The organism is Virgibacillus profundi, assembly GCF_002287375.1.
GTDB lineage: Bacteria > Bacillota > Bacilli > Bacillales > Amphibacillaceae > Virgibacillus_K > Virgibacillus_K profundi.
In genome coordinates, this window is record NZ_NPOA01000001.1 from 582017 (window position 1) to 604671 (window position 22655).

The window sequence follows — 22655 nt, forward strand, 5'->3', positions numbered from 1 at the left end:
CTAAGATAATGCATGTTTCCTTGTTTTCCTCCATACCCAGAGAAATGGACGTAATGGAAAATAGAGGAAATGAAATGCTTTTGGTAATGGTAATAGTTGTTTATCCTCAGGATATGGATATAAGAAGCTTATAATAAAGATAATCTTTTGCTGCATACTCCTTAAAGCGAATAAATGGGATTTATGATAGTTTGCTACATCTTCAGGAACTGGATCTGAATGAAGATTAATCCTGTTTTCAAAATAAAATACTGCTTGCTGAGCTAATTTTTTTGCTGAAGGTGCTTTCGTTAACCGTTCCATCTCAGGGACCAATTCCAAGTTAAATAGAGACTTAGCCAGATAGATTCCTTGTCCTGCAGAACGATGATAATGATATATTCTTGCCATCAGAAGGGTTCTTTTCAAATCTAAATGCTTCTCTACTAGTAGGTACTTAATGTCTACGAGCCACCGTAAACGTGACCAACCGTGACGCGCGCCGTGTGAGATTAGAAATAAAAGCAGGTCTTCTTTCCCCAATAAATAAACTGGGAAATGAGTCAACTTACTTCTCGATTTTCGCTTCCACAGTTCATTAAATTTTGGCTCTTTCCCAGGTCCTGGATTTAGTCGCCAATGGATTTCGACTTTAATATTTTGCTGGGGGTGTATATATGTGAAATGATGATGTCTCCACTTCCAATCATTAAGTACCGTTTGTATATATTCATCTTTTACATATCCCTGCCCAACAAGTAGTTTCTCAGTTTCTTCTAATTTTTCTATTGGTACAAGGAAATCTAAGTCACCTGAAGTTCTATGAGATATATCTCCATAAAGCTGATGTGCAAGGGCAGGTCCTTTTAATAAAATGACCGGGATTTGATTGTCTGTAAGCAATCTGCTAATTTGTTCTGTAATTGCACTGAATTTAAGCATTTTTAATGTATTTCTTTTATATTGAATAGAGAGATAATTCATCACAAATGAAGGTACAATACCTTCTTTTAGCTGTTTTAATTTTAAATAAATGACTGGATATAAACGATGGTGAAGGGATAACTTAATAAAAGTATCCCAATTGATTTCTTCATATGAAGCCCGATTACTTTCATACTGGAAATCTTCTTTTAACAAATCTAATATAAATTTTAACTCTATCGGTATCTGTGAAATATTAAGTTTGAATGGTTTCATGTCTTCTCCTTATCTTCACATCATTTTCGCAAACTTACTGACTACCGTAAATCGTTCTTTTACTTCAGCACCAGTAATATAAAATGGACCGCTCCGTAGCCATGCATGTGCAATTAATTTCCCAGCCCCATCTTTTGCAGTTCCTAAATATAGGGTGCTTTCTATGTTTCTTTTTTCCAGCATTTTTAGTGCTGCAATCGCTTTTACAAGACATTCACTTTCCCAAAATGTATACTTACTCATAATACGGATAGCTTGGGATACTTCTGCCTGTTTCCTTCTTTGTTCAGGTATTAGATCTTTCGAGGTTTCCTTCATTTTGTCTCCCAACGAAGAGGCGATTTTTGAAAAAGACTTGCCTTTTAAAACCCTGGCCCATGCAAGATAAATATATGCTTCCAATAGGAGTAGTATCATTTTCGGGTGTAAGGATAGAAGTAATTTTATCTTTCTCATCGCTATCTGTCTCCTTCTTAAGTAGACTCAATCTTTACTAAACCTTGTACTCTCAAACTATCGATAAATCCGATAACCTGATCACGACAAATCTGTTCCCCCACATCATATTTCATCACTAACGTATTGATTAAGTCCTGTATAGAGATCGGCTCTTTCATACACTCCCAAATTTCACCGCCAGTATCACCGAGATTGTAGTACTTTCCATTTTCAATACTCAGCATGACCTTTTCTCCATCCATATCACTAACAATATTGCTCTCTACTTGACTTACGACATCATTTGTAGAAATTATTTTATTCATATCACTTTTTCCCCTTTATGATGGATTGTATTTATTTTTTTACCACCCAATTTATCACTGTTATTAATTATATCTAGAATTTCATCCACTAATTCATTGGCTGTGAAATGTGAATTTGGGCGAATGATTTGGTGAAAATCAAGTTTATTTACCATGTTGGCTGAAAAATAAAAATGCCATTCCATTAGTCCTAAACGACTAATCATAAAATTTCGGTAAGTATTATGATAAAGGATAGGAAGCCGTTCTAATTTTCCGATGGGATAGATCTCAATATCATCTTGATTTGCTTTGCTTAGTACAAATACCCCAGCTAAAGGCATGGGTTGATCATGGAAATGGTCATTTATAGGAATTGCAAACTTTGTTTCCCGACTATAAATTGGTTTAAAATGTTCAGATTCAACACCAAACTCAGTCAAGCTTTCTTGCCATAACTTCTGCTGTGGATAAGAAGGTATAACGAACGGAATATTATCATTGAATAGTGTCACTGCAATAACATCATCCGTAAGAAATTGAAAACCACGATTGATAAATGCTGATGCAAGTGTTGATTTACCTGCACCTGAATCTCCAACAAATGCATAGGCTTTCCCATCTATAGCAATACAACTTCCATGGATGGGTAATACTTTCTTTTGCATGAGTGCTACACCCAAACATGTTCCAAGTAAATAAAGTCGGATTTGGTCATCGTTTGATTTTCCGATAGGGGAATACGAAATAGCTCTCCCATACTCAATTTTGAAAATGGCGACATCTGGAACTCTAACCAGACATAGATTTTCTTTAATAAAGTAATAGGAATCTGTTTTAACATTTTTAAGCCACAAGTTAGATAAATCTTCATGCTTAATTATTAAATCGGCGTCATCATTTTCATAGTCAATATGTATTAATTCAGGTAAATGAAAGTCACTGGAAATGATTAACCCAAATGCACTGTATATTGCATTTTTTGAAGTTCTATTCACTGATTACTCACCTGCACTTTTTCTTGAATTAATAAAAAGATAACCCTTATACAAATTTTCAGGTATAAGGGTCAATAAAATTAGTGGTTTCCGACTATTGAAGGGAATACCCTCCACCAGCTAATAATCAAATATATTTTTCACAAGTGAAAAGAGTCTTAAGGTTTACTTGGCATTCACTATAGTTTCATACAAATACCAAATTTTCATTAAGTAAAGTTAGCTTAGTTAGAATAAACTGTATTTGATTTATTAACTAATCTCTGGTGGTGGATCTCCTTGCCCAGGATCTTTAGGCGGCTTAGTAAAATCAAAATCAAATATGTTATCAAAGCCAAAATAACGATCACCACCCATTGTCTCTCTAATATCCAATACTTCCAATTTTGGTTCTTCCCATACCTTCTTCATATTTATCACCTCCTTCAAATGTTTGTAAGAACCGATAGACAATAATACTTCGCATCAGACCCCTTAGCTGTGGATTAAGAGCCATGTCTCCTTTTCGATCTTCCAATACCTTAGAAAGGGCATCGCTTATCGATTCCTTATTTAAATATTGAGTCACATCCTTATTTTTTAATAGCTCTTGTGTCTCCTTGATTAATTCCAGCCAATTAGATGACATACGATGAACCCAATCCATTCCTTGAACACCTTTGTATATCTGATTTAATCGCACTTTATCCGGTAAATAGCCTTCAGTTGCTTTTCTTATGAGAGCCCGGTCCATCCCGTTATTTATAAATTGTTCTAAAGGTACTGACTTACAATAATTAACGACACGGATATCATTTGTTGGATCTCGCAATAATAATCCATATTGCAAAGAAAGCTTTGTGAAAGTTGTTCCGCTTGTATTCCAAATAAATCCATTATCAATCAAGTAATTTTTTTGACCATGAATGGTCCGCTTCGTAAATCCATTTGCTTCAATTCCGTAATTTTGTAGCTTTTCAAATACATTCATTTTAGCAGCGAAATCAGGATTTATAAGCATTGGAAATTGATAGTTTTCTTCTTTAAACAGGCGTGGAAATGCCCTTTTACTTATAGGATCAAGTAGATTTTTTCTTCCTACTCCAATATTTCTGCTATAACTTTTCAGTTCTTGAGCAAAGCGAATCCATCTCATACTCTTTAATAAATGGGCATAATAATCATATGCTGGTCCCCAGGATATCGTAAAATTACCTCTAGCCCCACTTAATAATATTCCTATACCTTCTTTACTAGCTTCTTCAAAAATACCCTTTATCCAGAATGAATTTTCAAATGCCTTATATGGAGTTTCAATAATATCCAACCAATCATCAATATCTGTGTATGAATTTTTATCATCTAAACTTAAATAATGTTCTTCTATACTCCCAACATAATCAACAGTTGCGCGAATAAAGGGACGTTCGTCTGGAAAGTAGTGGTCGGATGTATAATCTTCAAAATCTTTCACAGGAATAGAGCTATAGGTATGTAACTTTTTATTTTGTTTTTGTAAGGTTTTTACTGCAAAGCTTACAACCGACCCTGAGTCAAGACCACCGCTCAATTGTGAACCAACGTCTTTAAATGTACGTAAACTTGAGTCAACTGCTTTCTGGAAAATATCACGGAAAGCCTCAATATATTCTTCATCTTTTTTAAATCTAATTTTTTCGTTCAGTGATAGTACTTGGTATTTAGAAAGCTTAATCTTGCCATTTATGACAGAAATCGTATGGGAAGGCGGGAGTTGTTGGATATCCCTAATGGCCGTTTTTGTTACATCTACTGCATCAATCATGTTTGGAATTGCCAAATACTCAGCCAGCCATTCTTCATTTAGTTGTTTTTTTATATAAGGCAACTGCAGGAGCGGCTCTATAACTGTGCAAAATGCAAACCTCTGATCACTACTGTTATAATAAAGAGATCTCGTCCCCGAAAAATCCCTCGCCCCAAACAGCTTTTGCTTTCTTTCATCCCAAATCATAAAAGCAAAATCACCTATCAAATGGTTAGGAACTCCATCTTCCCATTTTGAGTAAGAAAGGAGGATCAATTGACTATCAGGCATTCCTTTTCTTTCTTCATGATGAATCCCCAATTTATCAAATAATTCATCACGATTATCAATCATCGCGTCTGATGTAATTGCCAGTTGTCTTTCATAATCATAAAAGGGCAGTTGTTCCCCGACCGATTCCGGTGTAATCCACTGTGAATGGCATCCCAGAAAAATATTTTTCTGTTGCCATATCTGAATATCATCAGAAGGATACTTTTGTAAAACCTTCATCATTTCAATCCCTTGATCAATTGATACAGGTTCATTATTTGCATGATGAATACCAGTAATAGCGCTCATAATTTCCTCCTAATGATGATATTTAGTATGTATTTTAAACTGCATCCAATGTTCACTATAAAGAACATTGGAATCAAAAAAATATATGTTGTACTCAATAAAGTCATCCGCAAACGTCTTCGTTCTTTATAAAGAATAACCTAATACTAAATTACCATCATTTAACCATAGTGTCAATCACTAAAATAATTATTTTCCGATAAAATAAAACTATATTTATAATTGACCGCTACTTAATTTTTTAAACTTTATTCCAAGATATTAGCTATTTCCTTATTGGGGTAATCAGACTCTCTAATCTCTGTTATAACCTTGTCAACATCATATTCAACCCTAACAATCGAAGTATTAAAACTGTTTTCGTTAATATTCAAAATCACATATGATGCTTTTTTCACCCCATCAAAAGGTAATCCCACACTCCCCGTATTCACAACACATTTTCCATCAATATACCTTATATAAGGCTTGTGAATATGTGCATAAATATAAATATCAGCGTTTGTACCCATTAATTTTTCACTAAGAACTTCATCACTTTCAAAAGGCTGCACCATTTCAAACAAACTATTAGGAGTGGCATGAAATGCATGGATTTTAACATCTCCATATTCTAAATTCAGTTCTTCAGGGAGATTTTTAAGATATTCTATTTCTTCTTCACTTAATTTTGAATAGGTCCAGTCACGTTCTTTGTTCATCATTGATAATGCTTGTTCTGGAACCTCTCCCTGTCGTACACCACGCACTACCCATTCATCTGCATTGCCTTTTATAACATCCGCATTTAACGACCTTACCATTTCGAGTGAACATTTAGGATCCAGTCCCTTGTAACATAAATCTCCTAAGACAAAAGTTTTTTGGATGTCTCTTTGTTTAATATCCTCTAATACTGCTTCCAGCGCAGTAGCATTGCCATGAATATCTGAAATAAAAGTTATTCTCATATTAATCACCTGTCCTTATTTGTAATAAGCATATTTATTATTTCTTACCCTATTTAATCGATGGTATAACTATATGTACAAAAATTGAAAAGGGATAGTTGGCGCTTTCTTGATTAACTATCCCAATAAAAATTGAATGGAGTCATCATATTATATATTTATCGGCGCTCTTCCAGCAATCTCAAGCCACGCCGTCAATGCCAGACTTTCAGGTAACTCAACATCATCAAAGGTGATCATTTCCTCTTCTGCCACTTCCCTTTTCATAACTGCATTTACTAGTATACCAATTGGAACATGGTCCTTATTTGTAGTCATCTCAACCGCTTCTCCTCTTACTTGAAAACTGCCAATCCCTTTTTCAATTTCCTCGCCAGGTTGAAGTTTCCTTTTTGCAATAGCTGCCACACTCACTCTGGGGTTTTCACCATTGTTTAATAAAACACCGCCACCACTTATAACCCTCTTAATCGTTTTTACAACTTCTAAATGGCAGAGGTGGTAGTTTTGAAGAATCGTATAATAAGGGCCTTCTCCCATCTTAAAATATCTAAGTGCATCCTTTTGACGGCTATCATGCTCTGCAGTTATGAAGACACCCGGGGGAGCTTTTGGTGCCAGCACAAATTCACTAATAGGATAACCCAAACGTTTTGCTTCTTCAGCTAATTCTTCTCCGGTTTTGTTCAGATCATCTGAGCTAGGAGCTAGTAGTCCATCAACAGCAATCCCGGCACCAAGTCCATTTGCAACCAGTGCCTGTTCCACCTGAACTTTTGTCCCGTCTGTAAAGGAAGTTGTCATGTCAATACGTACACCATTTTTTTTGGAAAAGTATTTCATATCTTCAATGTTCGGGTCCAGCTTAAGAAATCCTTTAATGTTTCCATATACTAACGGCTTGAAACCCATCTGGATCACATTCTCATGTAATGAAGCTAGACATCCTGGCTGATCTCCCTCTGCTTCTGTAATAAAGCCTCTTTTGGCAAAATAAGAACCTGTTGTTACCTGCAGCTCAGCATTCATCGTTATAACAGGTATGGATGCCTTGATGGCCTTATCAATTACTTCCGTACCATAAATAACATCTCCACTGCATTCTATAATTAAGTCACAGCTCTCAATAAATGCGTCAACAGAATTTGTAAGTGTTTCGGAGAATGGGTAGTCATTCATTGTATTGATATTACGACGGGTCAGAACCTTTGATAGTTTCAATTCAGCTTGTTTCTCAACCTCAATTGCTATCCCCTTACCAATTAAACCCGTACCCGCAATACCAACTCTCGTAATATTATGCATTTCATTTTCCTCCTAAATAGATTGATTCTATATAAAGAACATTTGGATTAAAAAATTTTAATTTATTTGTATTTCACTCTTCTCCAGTTCTAAAATTCCACCATACTTATCAACCTGGTTAATTATGCTCTGCCATTTAATTAATTCCTTATACCAATCTAATGTTATCGTTTGTTCCGTTTTTTGAAGACTTCCTTTTTCCAGCCTTTGGTATATTTGAAGCGCACCATCAGCCGCCGTGTATTTAGCCTTCCAATTCAGAGCAGTTTCGATCTTTTTAAAATTGACGCGATAGGAACGATGATCCGGATCTCCATACCATTCAATTTTTACATCGATTGGCAGTGCAGCTGCAATTTCTTCAGCAAGTGGGCCCAGTTGATAATTATTTCGATTGGAGCCTATATTGAAAATCTCACCATTAATACTATTCGCTTCAGCTTCAAGCAACAGGCACATCACATCCGTTGTATCTTCCACATGTATCATCGGCCTCCATTGTGAACCATCTCTCATTAGAGGAATCACGCCATTTTCCCATGCACCATAAGTCATTCCATTTACTGCTAAATCAAATCTCATTCTTGGCGAATATCCATAAACAGTTGCTTGCCTCATCACAGTTACAGTAAAATTATCATCAGCTAATGGAAGCACTCCTTGTTCTGCTTTTTCATTCGCTTTAGCATAGACTGTTAATGGATTTGTTTCTGAATTCTCATCTGCAATTGCATCCTGAAATCCATAAATGCTGCAGGAAGATGGTAAAATATATCGTTTCACGCCCATCAATTTTGCAAGCATTGCTGTATTCACCCTGGCCAGGTGATTCACTTCATACGTAACCTCTTTGAATTCTTCACCACTAGGATCATTTGAAATAGCTACTAAATCAATAACTGCATCAACACCAGCAAATTGATCTGCTTCTAATCGGCGGCAATCCTCATGAATAATTGTTAAATTCGGATGTGGCTGTAATTTATCAACCCCAAAAAAGAAACGATCAACCGCACTAACGGTATATCCTTTTTCCAGTAATTTCGGTACTAAAACACTACCAATATATCCACCCGCACCTGTTACCAGTATAGTCTTCATCTTTTGCCCCCTATGAAATGTTTTCTTTTATTTCCCTTAATTTTTTACCCTGTTTCTCTTGGATTTTATCCACTACATATCTCGAAAAAGGGAAAGCACATGTAAAACCTGGAGAAACTGCATTTAAAATGTGAAAAGAATGGTTATCTCCTTCATCAACAAAATCCTGTACAAGCTCTAATGTTTCCTTGTTTAACAATTGAGCACGGATTCCTGGTTTCATGAATTGGCCAAATCCATTTTTATCTATATTTTTAACCATAGCTAAAGATAGTTTAATAAAATTTGATTTCTTATATTTCTTCATTTCTTCAAATGCTAGTGAACGGAAATTAAAGGAGTTTTTCATAAACAATTTCGCCTCATAGAGTAAAATGCTGAAAAACTCATTTAACTTGAAGTTTTTCAATCCGCTGTAGTTTTCCCTCCAGAAAGCAGGAATGGCGGTAGGTCCAATTTTAATAGATTCATCCACTGTCTTCGTAAAATGAACGCCTAAAAAGGGATTTTTCAAATTAGGTACCGGATAAATATTTGTCGTGACATCAGATTTATTTTTGGCATACTTCAGGTAGATTCCTTTAAAGGGGATGATTGTATATTTATCTCCAAAATCAAAATCCCTTGCAACTTTATCTGCATATAACCCTGCTGCATTTATAAAATAGTTACATGTGAATATTCCGTTATTTGTGAGGATTTCATTCTGTGATCTCCCCTTATACTGGGTATTACATATAAGATCCACACCTTTGCTTAATACTTCGGCCTTAATGGTTTGACATACCTCTACCGGATTAACAGATGCAGTGGTTGGAGAATAAAGAGCCTTTTTAAAAGTCTTTACATTAGGATCAATCAAATGTACCTCTGGCTCATTAATCCAATGGAGTTCAACACCATTTTTTTCTGCCCTCTTTTTCAACTCATTTAACCCCTCTAACTCTGTCTCATCTGTTGCTACAACAAGCTTCCCACACTTATTGATCTTCAAGCCGTTTTCATCACAGTAACTCGTCATTTCCTGATTGCCTTCCCTTGTAAACCTAGCTTTTAAACTATTAGCCGTATAGTAGAATCCAGCATGCAGAACACCGCTGTTTCTTCCGCTTGAGTGGTGAGCAACATCGGATTCTTTTTCCAAAATACAGATCGAGGCTTTCGGGAATCTATTTATAAGCTCCCTTGCGATGGACAAGCCAATTATTCCACCACCCACAATCAGGTAGTCATAGGACTTCATGACCAACATCCTCTTTAGCTGGATACTGAAAATTAATTTCGGCTTTATTTAACAATGGTTGTTTTGCATCTTTTTCAGATAAAATTGGGTTGCAAGCTGGCCAGTTAATTGCGAGTGCCGGGTCATTCCACAATATCCCTTTATCGTTCTCTGCCGAATAATACGCATCAACCTTATACTGAACATGTGTATCTTTGGTTAATGTACAAAAACCATGGGCAAAGCCTTTAGGAACTAGAAACATACGATGGTTTTCCTGACTTAACGTAACACCAACCCAGTTGCCAAATGTCGGTGAATCTTTACGAATATCCACTGCCACGTCGTAGATTGCTCCGGTAATAACTCTAACCAGCTTCGTTTGCGCTTTCGGATTCAGCTGATAATGAAGACCGCGAATAACATCCTTATCAACTGAGAGCGAATGATTATCCTGGAGAAAATCAAATTCCAACCCAAGTTCTGCAAACTTTTGGTGGTTAAAACTTTCCATGAAAAAACCACGATGATCTTTAAAAACCTTTGGCTCAATGATTTTTATGTCTTCAAGCTTTGTATCTATTATTTTCATTTTTTTCCTCCCATTTGATAAGTTTAAAGCAGCTAATCTGTCAATTTACCAATCGTAATGTTTCCCGACCTTTACCTCTGTTCATCTCTACAACTCGAAGTAAATATTTCCCATAAGCACTCTTTTTCAATGGTTCTGCTAGTTTTAATAATTGGGATTCTGAAATATATCCTTTGCTATATGAGATTTCTTCTAAACATGCAACTTTTAGAAGGGTTCGCTTTTCCATTATTTCAATAAATTGCGATGCCTCAAGCAATGATTCATGTGTGCCCGTATCTAGCCATGCAAATCCACGTCCAAACAATTCGACTTTTAATTGATCTCGTACAACGTATTCTTTAAGGATATCGGTGATTTCCAGTTCACCTCTATCAGATGGCTCTACGTTTTTAGCAATATCAACGACCTGATTATCAAAGAAATATAAACCGGTAATGGCAAAATTAGATTTAGGTATTTCCGGTTTTTCTTCTATAGACAGAACCTTATGATTGTTATCAAATTCAACAACACCAAATCTTTGTGGGTCATCGACATTGTATCCAAAGATAGTCGCCCCATTTAATTGCCGTTTCACTCTCTCAAGGTGAGAAATGAAGTCATGCCCATAGAAAATGTTATCACCTAAAATTAACGAAATATCGTCCTTGCCAATAAAGTCTTCGCCAATGATAAATGCTTCAGCCAGCCCATTAGGATTTTCCTGAATGGTATAGGATAAATTAATTCCCAACTCCGAACCGTCTCCTAATAACTGTTCGAAACGTGGTGTATCCTCTGGCGTTGAAATGATAAGGATATCCTTAATACCTGCTAACATTAATACTGAAATCGGGTAATAAATCATAGGTTTGTCGTAAACTGGAAGTAATTGTTTTGAAATGGACTTTGTTAATGGATATAGCCGTGTCCCATTTCCGCCTGCAAGTATGATTCCTTTCATGGTAACCCTCCTCGTAAAATTATAAAATGCATAAAAAAAACACCTCTAGTTAAAGTTGAGATGCTGCTTTACATAGTATTCAATTGTCTTTTTACATTGCTTTTATGTTTATCAATTTCTATTTCTTTTGCAATTTCTTCTATAAGTTCAACCGCTGGACGAAGGTACAATTCGAGACTATTATTGAATTCTTTTTTACTAAACTCAGAAATCCAAACTGTAATTAATGTATATATAAAAAACAGCTTTTCAATTGGCTCAAAATGGCCAGTTACTTTTTCATTTAATAGGAAGTTTGAATGAATTTTATTAAATGGCTGCCTTATTTCTCCTAGAAATCCAGCCATATCACACCACGATGGGCCTATCTTCATACAACCCCAATCAACAACATATATTTTATTATCTTCAGATAGTAGATTCTTGTAAAAAAAGTCACCATGCTGTACAGAATAATGTTTCATTGGCTGAAGCTTTTCATACATTTTTTTCTCCATTATTATAGTTTCAACTCGTTCAATTAATAAGATAGATTCACTTAAATAATTTAATTGTTCCATTTTATTATATAGAGTCATAAATAGTTCCTTGTTTTTATGTTCCCTATGAATTGAGTCAAATGACCATAGCAATTTATGGATCTCACTACCACTTTTAACAATATTTGAAGGAAACCATTTATAAATTTCCCCATAGGTAATTGAACTAATTATTTTGCTGATTTTACCCACTTCATGAATTACTTTATCATTTAATTTAAGTCCCATTCCCTCAACTTTTTGCATGGTTATCAAACTGAGATTATGTTCTTTTATTTGGGTTATTCCCATAAATTTAGGGGTGACTTTTTTAATTTCTGGATAGAGTTTGTAAATCTTCGAATAAAATAATTTTTCCACTTCTTTATGTTCAGATTGAGTTATTTTTGTTAAATATTTGTTATTTATTAGTCTATGTTCAATTAATCCTTCATTATTACTTCCACCTAAATATAAATACTTGGATTTAATTAGATTTTGATCACTAAATTGTTTCTCTGAAATTTCAAATACATCATTAAGATTAAAATTCAAATCAAAATAATTCTGTATAATTTTGTATGCCTGGCCATCTTTATTTATATTTTGATAACATTCCGCGACTTTTAATGGATAGTACATATTATCAGGAAAAATAGATAACAAAGTTTCACCAGTCCTTATAGCCTTTTCCCATTTCCCTTCTTTCATAAGTTTAGAGAGTATTCGACTCTTTACTTTACCTATTAACTTGAAATAAACACCGTAAAAACCCTCCTCCAATATTATTTGAAATAACCTTTTTAAACCTCTCATGTTTTTCCCCTTTTTAATATTTATTATCTAAATACAACACATTCTTCATTTCTCATCCTCCATTGATAATCATTAACGTTTTAATTCTGATATATATAATTCAAAATATTATTGAGCTACCATAAAATAACATATTAAGATCATATGGATTAACCTGAAAAATATCGCCACCTATGAAATGTGTAATTTTTATATATGAGGTAAAACCCCATACATAATCCGCCTTTTAGTAATATACTTCAATTATTGAAATTACAAATGAACTCCTTTAAAACTCTCCCCATCTTTCCTATATTATTGACCTTTCTTCCATATAATTAATTTCCGCTAATCTACCCTTATTTATCCTGAAAGCAATATCACAATTTTCTATTGTACTAAGTCTATGCGCAATAATAATCAAGGTCTTCTCACCCTTAAGTCCATCAATAGCCTCCATGATTTCCTTTTCGGTTTCATTATCCAGTGCTGAAGTTGCTTCATCCATGAATAATATTTCCGGGTTATGATATAAAGCGCGAGCAATACCGATTCGTTGACGTTGACCCCCAGAAATTCTTACTCCGCGTTCTCCCACTGAAGTTTCTAATTTGTCTGGAAGTTCTTTAACAAACTCTTTTAATTGCGCTTGTTCTAAAGCCCTCCATACTTCATCATCATCAATGTCTTTCTTATTTATTCCAAAAGCAACGTTGCTACGAATAGTATCATCTGATAGAAATATAGATTGTGGGATATAGCCTATTTTTTGTTGCCATAATGCTTTTTGATCATGAAGACTTTCTCCATCTATCAATACAACACCTTTTTCTGGACGAAACAAACCTAAAATAATATCAACAAGCGTTGTTTTACCAGCGCCTGACTCGCCAATAAATGCAACTGACTGTCCAATCGGTATAGTCAACGAAATATCTTTTAACGAATAGTCTTTTTGATTTGGATAACGAAAAGATACTTCTTTTAATATTATTGAATCTACAAATGTTTTTTCTCCACTATTAACTACTATCAAATCTTTATTACTTTTTATCTTTGTATTTTCATCTTTATTCATAAATAAATCATTATATACAACAGATAATGCAGGTTGATTATACCGAATACTAGTAATCAGTGCCGTTACACGAGTAATAGAAGGCATCAATCGAAAAGAAGCCATAGCAAATAGTGCCATTGTTGAAATAAGCTGCGTCATACTTGTTCCCTGCAAAACTATAATTAGCATTGTTATGAGAATAACAGACACCAATAGGGTTTCAATAAATAATCTAGGCACTAGTTCCAACATCTTCATATACCTGCTATTGTTTGCCTTGATCTGGCTTTGAGCAGTGTAAGAGTTAATAAAAAAACTCTCTTTTCCTGATACTTTAACTTCTTTACTTGCTCCTAAACCTTGATTTACCCATTTAATCATCATTCCGCTTACCTTTTGTTGCTCTTTTCCCAGAAGGCTTATCTTCTTACGGAGAAATGCGAAAAACAAAAAAACACTTCCACCTAATAGGATAGAAGCTACTATAGTCGCAGTTGGAGCAGTCACTAACAATAATACAAAAATACAAGCAATAACAAGAAACTCAGTCAACAATTGAAAACCCGCCATAATTATGCCCTGAAACACTTTAGATACTTCTCCATTTATATTCCGAAGTAATTCTGCAGTGTTTCGTTGTAAATGGAAAGTATAAGGTTTTGTTAAATATTCTTTAAACAAGTTACTCGATAGCTTAACTTGTTGATTTAAGATAACTCTGAATTGTGCATAGTTGAAAAGAAGTAAGTATAGATTTTTAAAAACAAAAACTGATAGTAACAATACAACAGAAAATATAATAAATGATGTTGTTGATTGAAAGTTAAATAAGTCGAAAAGATATGCTAAAATAGCCTGTTCCTGAATAATATCAGGGTTGGTTACAATTCCAACAAACGGAACAATTAATCCTATGCCTATTGTTTCGAAAAAAGCAGCTACTATCATCATAAAGAATAAAATTAGAAATTTTTTCTTTTCTCTTTTATTAAAAAGCAGCATTAATCGTTTGATTGCTTTTTGCAATTCAAACACACCTTCTTTCTTTTATATTTCCAAATGCATCCACTAATATTCTTTTTTTACCCATTATCTTCACCTCAATATGACATTTATAAAGCTTGTTTCCCGAATTGAATAATCCCAATTTTATATATCCAACTTTACCTATGAACGTAATTTAAAATTCCCCTTAATTAAACAGCGCTTGATTTCTTTGCTACTAAAATATATAAATTATAAAACTTGTAAAACAAACTTCCTAATAAATAACTACTAACTAGCATTTTGGAGATTATTCTCACCTTGAGTTGTTCTTTCAGCATTAACTCCTTGAAATACTTATTTTTTCTAATGTTTATCCCTGTTCTCTTCCATTTTTTATATAAAGACTTACTCAACTCATTTTTCTTGTTGTAAATAATATCTCTGTTAACCCAGAAGTTGTGAATGAAGGCTAAAAATTCAAATTCCTCTTTATTTTCTTTGTACATATTGTTATATTTTAAATCCTGTTGAATAAAGCTAGTTGCCTTCTCCACTTCTAATAATATAGATGAAGCGGAATTAGTTACTGATTGACTTCTGGAAATTAAATAATAATACAAAAACTCATCAACAAGACAGACTCTTGGACAATGGATAGCTAAAGAACATGAAAATGCTAAATCCTCTCCTTTGGCAATATCATTAGGAAAAACTATATTGTTATTTTTGATAAACTTTTTTTTCATTAACTTACTCCATAGGGATGGATTTATTTTACTTGTCATAATCATTTTTAGAAAATCATCTCCAACCAACATTTGATAACTGATATTTTTAGTTGAACTTTTTCTTATTTCATCCCCTTCTACAAAATAAAATTTATAACATACAATATCATAATCATTTTGTTTTGCCTTTTTATATAAAACGTCAATGGCATCTTCAGCCAGCCAATCATCACCATCTACAAATAGTAAGTACTCACCCTTTGCCTTTTCAAAACCCTTCTCTCTTGCTCTCATGACTCCTTCATTACTTTGATCAATAACATTTATTCTGGTATCAATCTCTTCCATTTGTTGAATTTTTGTTAATGTATTATCAGTAGAACCATCATTAATCACTATTATTTCCAAATCCTGGAAGGTCTGGTAAATGAGAGACTGTAAACATTTTTTTATGTACTTTTCAATATTGTAGGCAGATACAATTAAACTAACTTTTGGCATTTTATAGGATCTCCTTTAAAAAATTGCATTAACTTTTGAAATTGTTCATTTTTCTTTTAAAATAGAAGATTAGATAACCTTTTTCTAACCTTGACAAATCTGCTGTAAACAGAAGGATGAATCGAGAAAAATTTAAGTTCCATCCTGTTTTTATAATTTATGATGTTTTTATAATTTTTAAATCCAATTTCGAATTCCTTTTTCAATTGTTCCATAACTTCTTTTTCAATTGGAAAATGTCTCTGCACAGAATAATAATGTATGATGATTAAGTGTAAATAAGTATTAGACCCCTTTTGAAGCAATTCATTATATTTTTGTAATTCAAAAAGCAAGACACGATCTTTAATTGCTTCTATTGCATCCAGTCTCTTTAAAGTATATTTTTCATTTGTAAAACTGTTTTCGTTATGAAAGTAGTAATATAAAACTGCATCAGTAAAAACAATTTTTTTTGTTGCCTGAATGATATGGTGAATCACAAATTCATCATCATGTACTTTTCCATCTGGATAGCGAACATGTTTAAAAACCTCTTTTTTGTAAAGTTTGTTCCAAGGTACAACTGTAACTAAATTTTTTTCATTAAATAAATTTTTAAAGGCTTCTTCTTGTTCTAAAAAATGAATTTCCTGTTTGTTTACCGTTATATTACTTTCTCTTATATGCTCATTTATGTTTGTATCGTAAACTTTAGATATCTCACACATAGCTATGTCAGCGTCATTATCATGCAGGTGTTTCTGCAAGATCTCATACATTCTTGGATGAATACTATCATCAGAGTCCACAAATCCAATTAGTTCCCCACTGGCCATGTCTAGGCCTTTATTTCTTACAGAGGACAAACCTATATTAGATTGATGAACCACTATGATTCTCTCATCCAATTCAGCAAATTTATCACATATTTCTTGACTGCCATCTGTAGAACCATCGTTTATTATAATGATTTCAAGGTTTTTATAAGTTTGATTCAAAATACTATTAAAACACTTCTCGATGAATGCTTCCCCATTATAAACAGGGACAATGACAGTAATTAATGGCTTCATGCTAGAAAATTCCCCCTTCTTAAAACAAAGAGTCTAATCTGCTTCTTTCCAGTTAATTTTGATTTTAACTATTTAATACAAATTGATTTCTAATATGATAAACTGCCAGCGTTATCCTGGGTAATCGAGACCAAAAGTAAATTAAATAGGTTTCCTTTTTTGAAATATAAGGGTTATTTAAAAATAAGTTTTTCCATGAAATGATTTGCTGCGTCACAATCTCCAATGACTTTTTCTGCACATCTTTATTTTCCTTCATAATATCAATAGCCAGCCATCTAAGAGATTTATAATAGTCTGCAGTGATTATATCCAAAACATATTCAGAAGTGTTGTTCTGTTTTAAAAACTCAATAGCCTCTTCAAAGTTTTTAATAATATCTAACCTTTTTTCGCTGTACTTTGCTAACTTCTTTCTAGTCATACTTTCCGAATGAATCACATAAAGGTACAGTCGTTCTTCCGTAAATACTACTTTATTAGCTTGTTGCATAAGGCGGTACTGTATGGCAGCATCTTCAAATTTTCTCCCAATAGGAAATCTAACTTCCTTAAGTAATTCTCTTCTATAAAGCTTATTACATAAGCCAAATCCAGTAAGTTTACCACTGTACATTTTAAATAGTGCTTCTTCGTTATTCATTGAATAAACCTTCTTACCAATAATAGGAGTACCTAATATCTGGTTTTTCTCATCTACTAAATAATTCATACATGTGCTTATGTCTGCATTGTTTGATTCGCAAAGAATAAATAACTTAGCAAGCATAGTTATTTCAAGCTGATCATCTCCATCAGCCATAAGAATATATTTTCCAGTGGAAGCTTCAAGCGCCCGATTACGTGCTGCTGAAACTCCTTGATTTGGTTGATAAATATATGTTATTCTCTCATCTAACTTTTCATAATATTTACAAATATTACTGCTTTGATCTGTTGATCCGTCATCAATAATTATTAACTCAAAGTCTGTAAACTCCTGATTTAGTATAGAGACGATACATTTCTCAACATATTTCTCTAAGTTATATACAGTAATAGAAACACTAATAGAAGGAACTCCCATCCTGATTTCTCCTTTACCCGTAGTTCTTTAAATTTACTTCTCACTTATGAATAAATACTCCCTTTATTACACTGCTTTTCTTTTTCCATTTTGTTAAATAGTGCCTCTTTTTTAGAGCTGCTATAATAATGTGCACTCCATTCTTTAGAATGAAAAGGGATTGAATTTTTATTGTTTTCCTCTTGTAAAGCTTCACTTATTTTAGTTCTTAAGTCTGGATTTTTTATTAACTTTATGATATTTCTAAGTAACTCTGGTTCATTTATCTCCGAAATCAATCCCGTTTCACCATGTTTTATCTGTTCTTTTGCACCTGCAGTAGCCGTTGACACAATAGGCTTTTTCAGCGCACGTGCCTCTGCAATAGTTAAACAGTAACCTTCATGCCTGGATGGCTGGACATAAATATCGCTTTGACGTATATAAGGATAAGGGTTACTTTTTGACCCTTCTAGTATAAATGAGTCTTCTAATTCGAATTCTTGTATCATTTCTTTGATATGAGAAATCCACTGACCTTCCCCAACCCAATGCCACTGTATGTTATACCCAAGCTTTCTTAATTCATACAATGTTTTAACTGCTATATCAGGGCCCTTCTCATTCATAATCCTCGCAACCGTCACAATTCTAATAATTGAAGAAGCAGGAAACACGTCTTCTTTTTCTGCAAGTTGAGTAATTGTCAAAGCTGGGATATCATTTGTTTGAGTATCTATTTTGTGACTTAATGTAGGTAGTTTTTCTTTTAAGTGATTTGCAGCAGTATTTGAAACCACGAATATACGATTAAATAATCTATACATTCTTCGTGCAAATCTATGGTCAAATCCTATTTCCTTTACATCAAAATGTATCCATTGATATTTTTCCTTTGCCTTTACTCGATTAGCAATATAGTAAGTGATTATATCCATCGGTCCCGCATAGGCAACTGCAACATCATACTTTTCTTCCAAGATAGGGACTTTTTTGAAAACATTTTTAAATAATATCCTCCTGTCTTTGGTTACTTTCATGTAGCTGTGGAGCACAAAAAGAAAAAGCGACTGTTTATACCGACGCTTAGATAAATGAGCTTTTATTTTTTCTTTAGGATTGTAGGATAGTTGCCGTCCAATATGAGGGAAATCCTTCATTTCCTGAACGATCACATGCTGTGGGAGCTCTTGATAAAGACCACCCTTTTTTTCTAACAGCAATACTGTAATATCATAGTCTTCTTCGGGTAGTTCATGAAGCATATTCAAAAATGCCCGTTCTGTTCCTCCAACGTTCATACTGATTAGCATAAACAGGACTCTTTTTCTCATATTTTACTTTTCACCTCTTTTCCTTATACACCGACAAGGTCATAAAACTTCTGGATTTCTTCAATATTCCCCTTTTTCTCTTGCTTTTGGCAAGCAATAATTTGCTCTTTTAATTCATGTTGATTAAGCAGCCGTTGAATACCCTCAGCCACTGCTTCTGGTTGCATATCTACGACAATTCCGTTTTGGCCATCTACCATTTGACTGTACACGGCATCAAAACGGGTGGTTACTATTGGGGTGTTCAGCATTCTTGCTTCCGCAAGAGCTATTCCATAACCTTCAAATCTGGACGTTTGAACATAAAGGTCTGCTTCTTTAATATAAGGATAAGGGTTGGATTTAACTCCCAACAATATCATTTCTTTTTCCAGCCCAAGTGCCTGAATCTGCTCTCGTATTTCCTTTTCCAGAGGACCTTTGCCGAGTACATACCAGCGAAACGATATTCCATTTTTCTTTAGTTTTGCACATGCTTCTAAAGCTATATCATAGCCCTTCTGTCTTGCGATTCTACCAATCGTTAATATCCTAATTCCATTAAAGTTATCATCATATCCATTTCCACTTTCAGCCATTTTATTTATCAATTCCGGATTGTTAATATCGTAAATAACTTCCATTTTATACTCTGAGGGTAGTTGGTTTTGTGAAAAAATCTCTTTTGTCTTCTCGGAGACAGTTATGATTTTATCCATGTTATTATAATGCTTCATCTGAAATGTTCTCTCTATTCCCTCTAAGTAATAGCTGACGTTAACCCAAGCATATTTTTTAGCTGCAGACACCTTTTCTGACACATAAAACGTTGGAACACCTTGAGCATAAGCAATTGCTACATCATAGCGCTCTTTATTAGATGGAATAACCGAACCAGTACTTTCCCAAAATAATCGAGCTTTTGTAATATTATTTGGTTTTCCTCTCCTCAACTTAGATGAATAAGAAATCCTCGCTGACACATATCGAGGAGGATATATAAAGACTGTTTTCCAAAAAGGCTTCGATGCAAAATTGGTGTATTTAAGTGGGGGTAATATCTTTACCTCTTTTGGAACAAGGGTTTCTAGTTCTCCTCCATACAAAAACAGCTGAAGGTCTACATCATATGAATCAAAATCTATTAAATTTAAGAGGGTAACTAAACTCTTTTCAGCCCCTGCACATGCAAGTGAATCAATAACAAACAACAGTTTCTTTTTCTTCATGGCTGCTTCACCAATCTTTTGGCATCAAGGCGTGAAATCAGCAGTTTGTGAATGGATGGGCTTAGGCGGAAGGCACCATAGACAACTCTTTTCTTTTTACTTACTTGCGGATTATTTATCATTCTAAAAAATAACCGATTATATAACTTTTTAATTTCCTTACGCCTTTCAGCTGCATTAGGAAGCTCTTTTTGAGATTGTAAGTAATACCAGAAAAAATGTTCCGAAAAATGCAGGAGTGCTCTTTCTTCTACGTCTCTTAAATTCCTTTCTCTAAAGAATACAGCACGTTCATACAGCGCCAGCACTTTATCAAATTTTTTTACAGTCATTGGTATGGGAGTTTCGCTTCCTTTACGCCCCACACAAACCACATAATAATAAAGTGGTTCATGAATATATACAACTTTATCTGCTTGATAAAGTAGCCTGTGAGCAACAAATTCATCATCATCTACGTAGCCCACTGGGTATTTAATATGATTAAAAAGCTCTTTTCGAAACATCTTACTCCATGGGACGGAAAATAATCGGTCTGTATCGTACAAACCATGTAATGCCTTTATTCCCGATGAAGTTGTTACAGAGTAGTTTTGGAGTGGATCTTTCCTTCTATTCTCATTTTTCTCTTCTCTCTCTTCTATCGGCTGAAAATCACAAAGTGCTATATCTGCCTCAGTAAAAACGATTTGGTGGTAAAGTACTTTTAACATTTCCTCGTGAAGAAAATCATCACAATCGACAAAAGTAATGTATTCTCCAGATGAGCGCGAGATACCAGCATTACGTGCAGCACCAATATCATGATGTTCTTTATGGATAACCGAAATTCGTTTATCTTTCTTTAAGTATTCATCACATAGAACTCCGCTTTTGTCAGTAGATCCATCATTAACTAAAATGAGTTCGAAATCTGGAAAAGTCTGTGTTAATACAGATTCGATACAAAGTTGCATATTGAATTCCTGATTATATATCGGTATAATTACACTTATTTTCGCCATAGAATTCCTCCGCTTTGAGATAATACTGATCATCAATATTCAACAGGCTGCTTTTTATTCTTCCAACCTGTTATTAGTAGTTTGTGAATAAAAGGACTAAAACGAAATACACTGAAAACAACTTTTTTCTTTTTATTAGTCTCAGGGTTTTTAATTATTCTAAAAAACAACTGATTATATTTGTTTTTTATTTCAGTGCGTCTGTCATCTGCTTCCGGTAGCTCAATTTTTGACTGTAAATAATACCAGAAGAAATACTCTGTAAAATCCAATAACGCTTTATTTTCCAGCTCTCGCAGTTTCTTTTCCCTAAAAAACTTTGCCCTATCATGCAATGCTAGTACCTTATCAAACTTTTTTTCTGTCATTGGGGAATGGGTAGTACTTCCATTACGAATGATATAAAAATAGAGTGGAACTTGAACGTATACAATTTTATTCGCTTCATAAAGCAATTTGTGGGCTGTAAATTCATCATCATATAAGTATCCACTTGGATATTCGATGTCCGCAAAAAGTTTTTTTCTGTATATTTTATTCCAAGGTACAACATACGTAAGGTTTTTTTCATACAATCCATGTAAACCCCGCTTCTGTGTATAGCTAGTCACTGAATAGTCTGGAAGCGCATTTTTCCTTTGAATCTCTTTACCTTCATCTGTCGGAGAAAAGTCACACATCGCAATGTCTGCCTCAGCAGAAACAATTTCTTTATAAAGAATTTCTACCATTTGTTCATGAAAGTAATCATCACAATCGATAAAAGTAATATATTTGCCAGAAGCATAAGAAATGCCTGTATTACGTGCAGCTGCTATACCAGCATTGCTTTTATGTACAACCGATATTCTTTTATCTTTTTTTGCATATTCCTCACAAATACGACCACTATTATCAGTAGATCCATCGTTAACAAGTATTAGTTCAAAATCTTTAAATGTCTGTTCTAACACAGAATTGATACACAGCGGCATGTAAGCTTCTAAATTATAAATTAATGCGATAATACTTACTTTTGGCATAGTGTACCTCCAATT

Annotated in this window: 21 protein-coding genes; all 21 read right to left on the reverse strand. The window is 34.0% G+C overall.

What is annotated here, in order from left to right; translation table 11 throughout:
- The 21 genes from CIL05_RS02380 to CIL05_RS02475 all read right to left on the reverse strand — a co-directional run bounded on the left by CIL05_RS02380 (position 1) and on the right by CIL05_RS02475 (position 22640).
- Positions 1-1179, reverse strand: a complete 1179-nt coding sequence (locus tag CIL05_RS02380; RefSeq protein WP_095653894.1) for a nucleotidyltransferase domain-containing protein — start codon at positions 1177-1179, stop codon at positions 1-3.
- Positions 1180-1194: 15 nt separating this feature from the next.
- Positions 1195-1635 (reverse strand): lasso peptide biosynthesis B2 protein, encoded by a 441-nt coding sequence (locus tag CIL05_RS02385; RefSeq protein WP_095653895.1) that lies wholly within the window; start codon positions 1633-1635, stop codon positions 1195-1197.
- Between the two features lie 17 nt (positions 1636-1652).
- Positions 1653-1943 carry a lasso peptide biosynthesis PqqD family chaperone gene (locus tag CIL05_RS02390; protein ID WP_095653896.1) on the reverse strand — a complete coding sequence of 97 codons (291 nt, stop codon included), beginning with the start codon at positions 1941-1943 and terminating at the stop codon, positions 1653-1655.
- The gene (locus tag CIL05_RS02395; protein ID WP_095653897.1) at positions 1940-2920 is read right to left on the reverse strand and encodes a phosphoenolpyruvate carboxykinase (ATP); all 981 of its coding nucleotides are present in this window, start codon (positions 2918-2920) and stop codon (positions 1940-1942) included. The genes CIL05_RS02390 and CIL05_RS02395 overlap by 4 nt, the downstream gene beginning before the upstream one ends.
- A 252-nt stretch (positions 2921-3172) precedes the next feature.
- Positions 3173-3331: a paeninodin family lasso peptide gene (locus CIL05_RS21800; protein ID WP_107505443.1), complete on the reverse strand. Its 159-nt coding sequence runs from the start codon at positions 3329-3331 to the stop codon at positions 3173-3175.
- Positions 3285-5267 carry an asparagine synthase-related protein gene (locus CIL05_RS02400; protein WP_095653898.1) on the reverse strand — a complete coding sequence of 661 codons (1983 nt, stop codon included), beginning with the start codon at positions 5265-5267 and terminating at the stop codon, positions 3285-3287. Before CIL05_RS02400 ends, CIL05_RS21800 begins: the two co-directional genes overlap by 47 nt.
- 248 nt (positions 5268-5515) lie before the next feature.
- Entirely contained in the window at positions 5516-6217 is a 702-nt protein-coding gene (locus CIL05_RS02405) for a metallophosphoesterase family protein (RefSeq protein ID WP_095653899.1), read from the reverse strand.
- Between the two features lie 150 nt (positions 6218-6367).
- Positions 6368-7522, reverse strand: coding sequence for an NAD(P)-dependent oxidoreductase (locus tag CIL05_RS02410; RefSeq protein WP_095653900.1), 1155 nt, complete (start codon positions 7520-7522; stop codon positions 6368-6370).
- A gap of 57 nt (positions 7523-7579) precedes the next feature.
- On the reverse strand, positions 7580-8623 hold the full coding sequence (locus tag CIL05_RS02415; RefSeq protein ID WP_095653901.1) for an NAD-dependent epimerase/dehydratase family protein: 1044 nt from the start codon (positions 8621-8623) through the stop codon (positions 7580-7582).
- Positions 8624-8633: 10 nt separating this feature from the next.
- Positions 8634-9866 (reverse strand): L-2-hydroxyglutarate dehydrogenase, encoded by a 1233-nt coding sequence (lhgD, locus tag CIL05_RS02420; RefSeq protein ID WP_095653902.1) that lies wholly within the window; start codon positions 9864-9866, stop codon positions 8634-8636.
- The gene (rfbC, locus tag CIL05_RS02425; RefSeq protein WP_095653903.1) at positions 9853-10437 is read right to left on the reverse strand and encodes a dTDP-4-dehydrorhamnose 3,5-epimerase; all 585 of its coding nucleotides are present in this window, start codon (positions 10435-10437) and stop codon (positions 9853-9855) included. Before rfbC ends, lhgD begins: the two co-directional genes overlap by 14 nt.
- Positions 10438-10477: 40 nt before the next feature.
- Positions 10478-11383 carry a glucose-1-phosphate thymidylyltransferase RfbA gene (gene rfbA / locus CIL05_RS02430; protein ID WP_095653904.1) on the reverse strand — a complete coding sequence of 302 codons (906 nt, stop codon included), beginning with the start codon at positions 11381-11383 and terminating at the stop codon, positions 10478-10480.
- 68 nt (positions 11384-11451) lie between these two features.
- Complete coding sequence (locus CIL05_RS02435) at positions 11452-12717, reverse strand: phosphotransferase (protein WP_095653905.1); 1266 nt, start codon at positions 12715-12717, stop codon at positions 11452-11454.
- Positions 12718-13006: 289 nt separating this feature from the next.
- The gene (locus CIL05_RS02440) at positions 13007-14782 is read right to left on the reverse strand and encodes an ABC transporter ATP-binding protein (protein WP_095653906.1); all 1776 of its coding nucleotides are present in this window, start codon (positions 14780-14782) and stop codon (positions 13007-13009) included.
- Positions 14783-14952: 170 nt separating this feature from the next.
- On the reverse strand, positions 14953-15972 hold the full coding sequence (locus tag CIL05_RS02445) for a glycosyltransferase family 2 protein (RefSeq protein WP_095653907.1): 1020 nt from the start codon (positions 15970-15972) through the stop codon (positions 14953-14955).
- 56 nt (positions 15973-16028) lie between these two features.
- Positions 16029-17027 carry a glycosyltransferase family 2 protein gene (locus tag CIL05_RS02450; protein WP_095653908.1) on the reverse strand — a complete coding sequence of 333 codons (999 nt, stop codon included), beginning with the start codon at positions 17025-17027 and terminating at the stop codon, positions 16029-16031.
- A 64-nt stretch (positions 17028-17091) separates the two neighbouring features.
- Complete coding sequence (locus tag CIL05_RS02455; RefSeq protein WP_095653909.1) at positions 17092-18093, reverse strand: glycosyltransferase family 2 protein; 1002 nt, start codon at positions 18091-18093, stop codon at positions 17092-17094.
- Positions 18094-18137: 44 nt separating this feature from the next.
- On the reverse strand, positions 18138-19337 hold the full coding sequence (locus CIL05_RS02460) for a glycosyltransferase (protein ID WP_165769023.1): 1200 nt from the start codon (positions 19335-19337) through the stop codon (positions 18138-18140).
- 92 nt (positions 19338-19429) lie between these two features.
- Positions 19430-20614, reverse strand: a complete 1185-nt coding sequence (locus tag CIL05_RS02465) for a glycosyltransferase (protein ID WP_095653911.1) — start codon at positions 20612-20614, stop codon at positions 19430-19432.
- A complete protein-coding gene (locus CIL05_RS02470) occupies positions 20611-21618 on the reverse strand; it encodes a glycosyltransferase family 2 protein (protein ID WP_165769024.1) in 1008 nt (335 codons plus the stop codon). The genes CIL05_RS02465 and CIL05_RS02470 overlap by 4 nt, the downstream gene beginning before the upstream one ends.
- 32 nt (positions 21619-21650) lie before the next feature.
- On the reverse strand, positions 21651-22640 hold the full coding sequence (locus tag CIL05_RS02475; RefSeq protein WP_095653913.1) for a glycosyltransferase family 2 protein: 990 nt from the start codon (positions 22638-22640) through the stop codon (positions 21651-21653).
- Positions 22641-22655 lie beyond the last annotated feature (15 nt).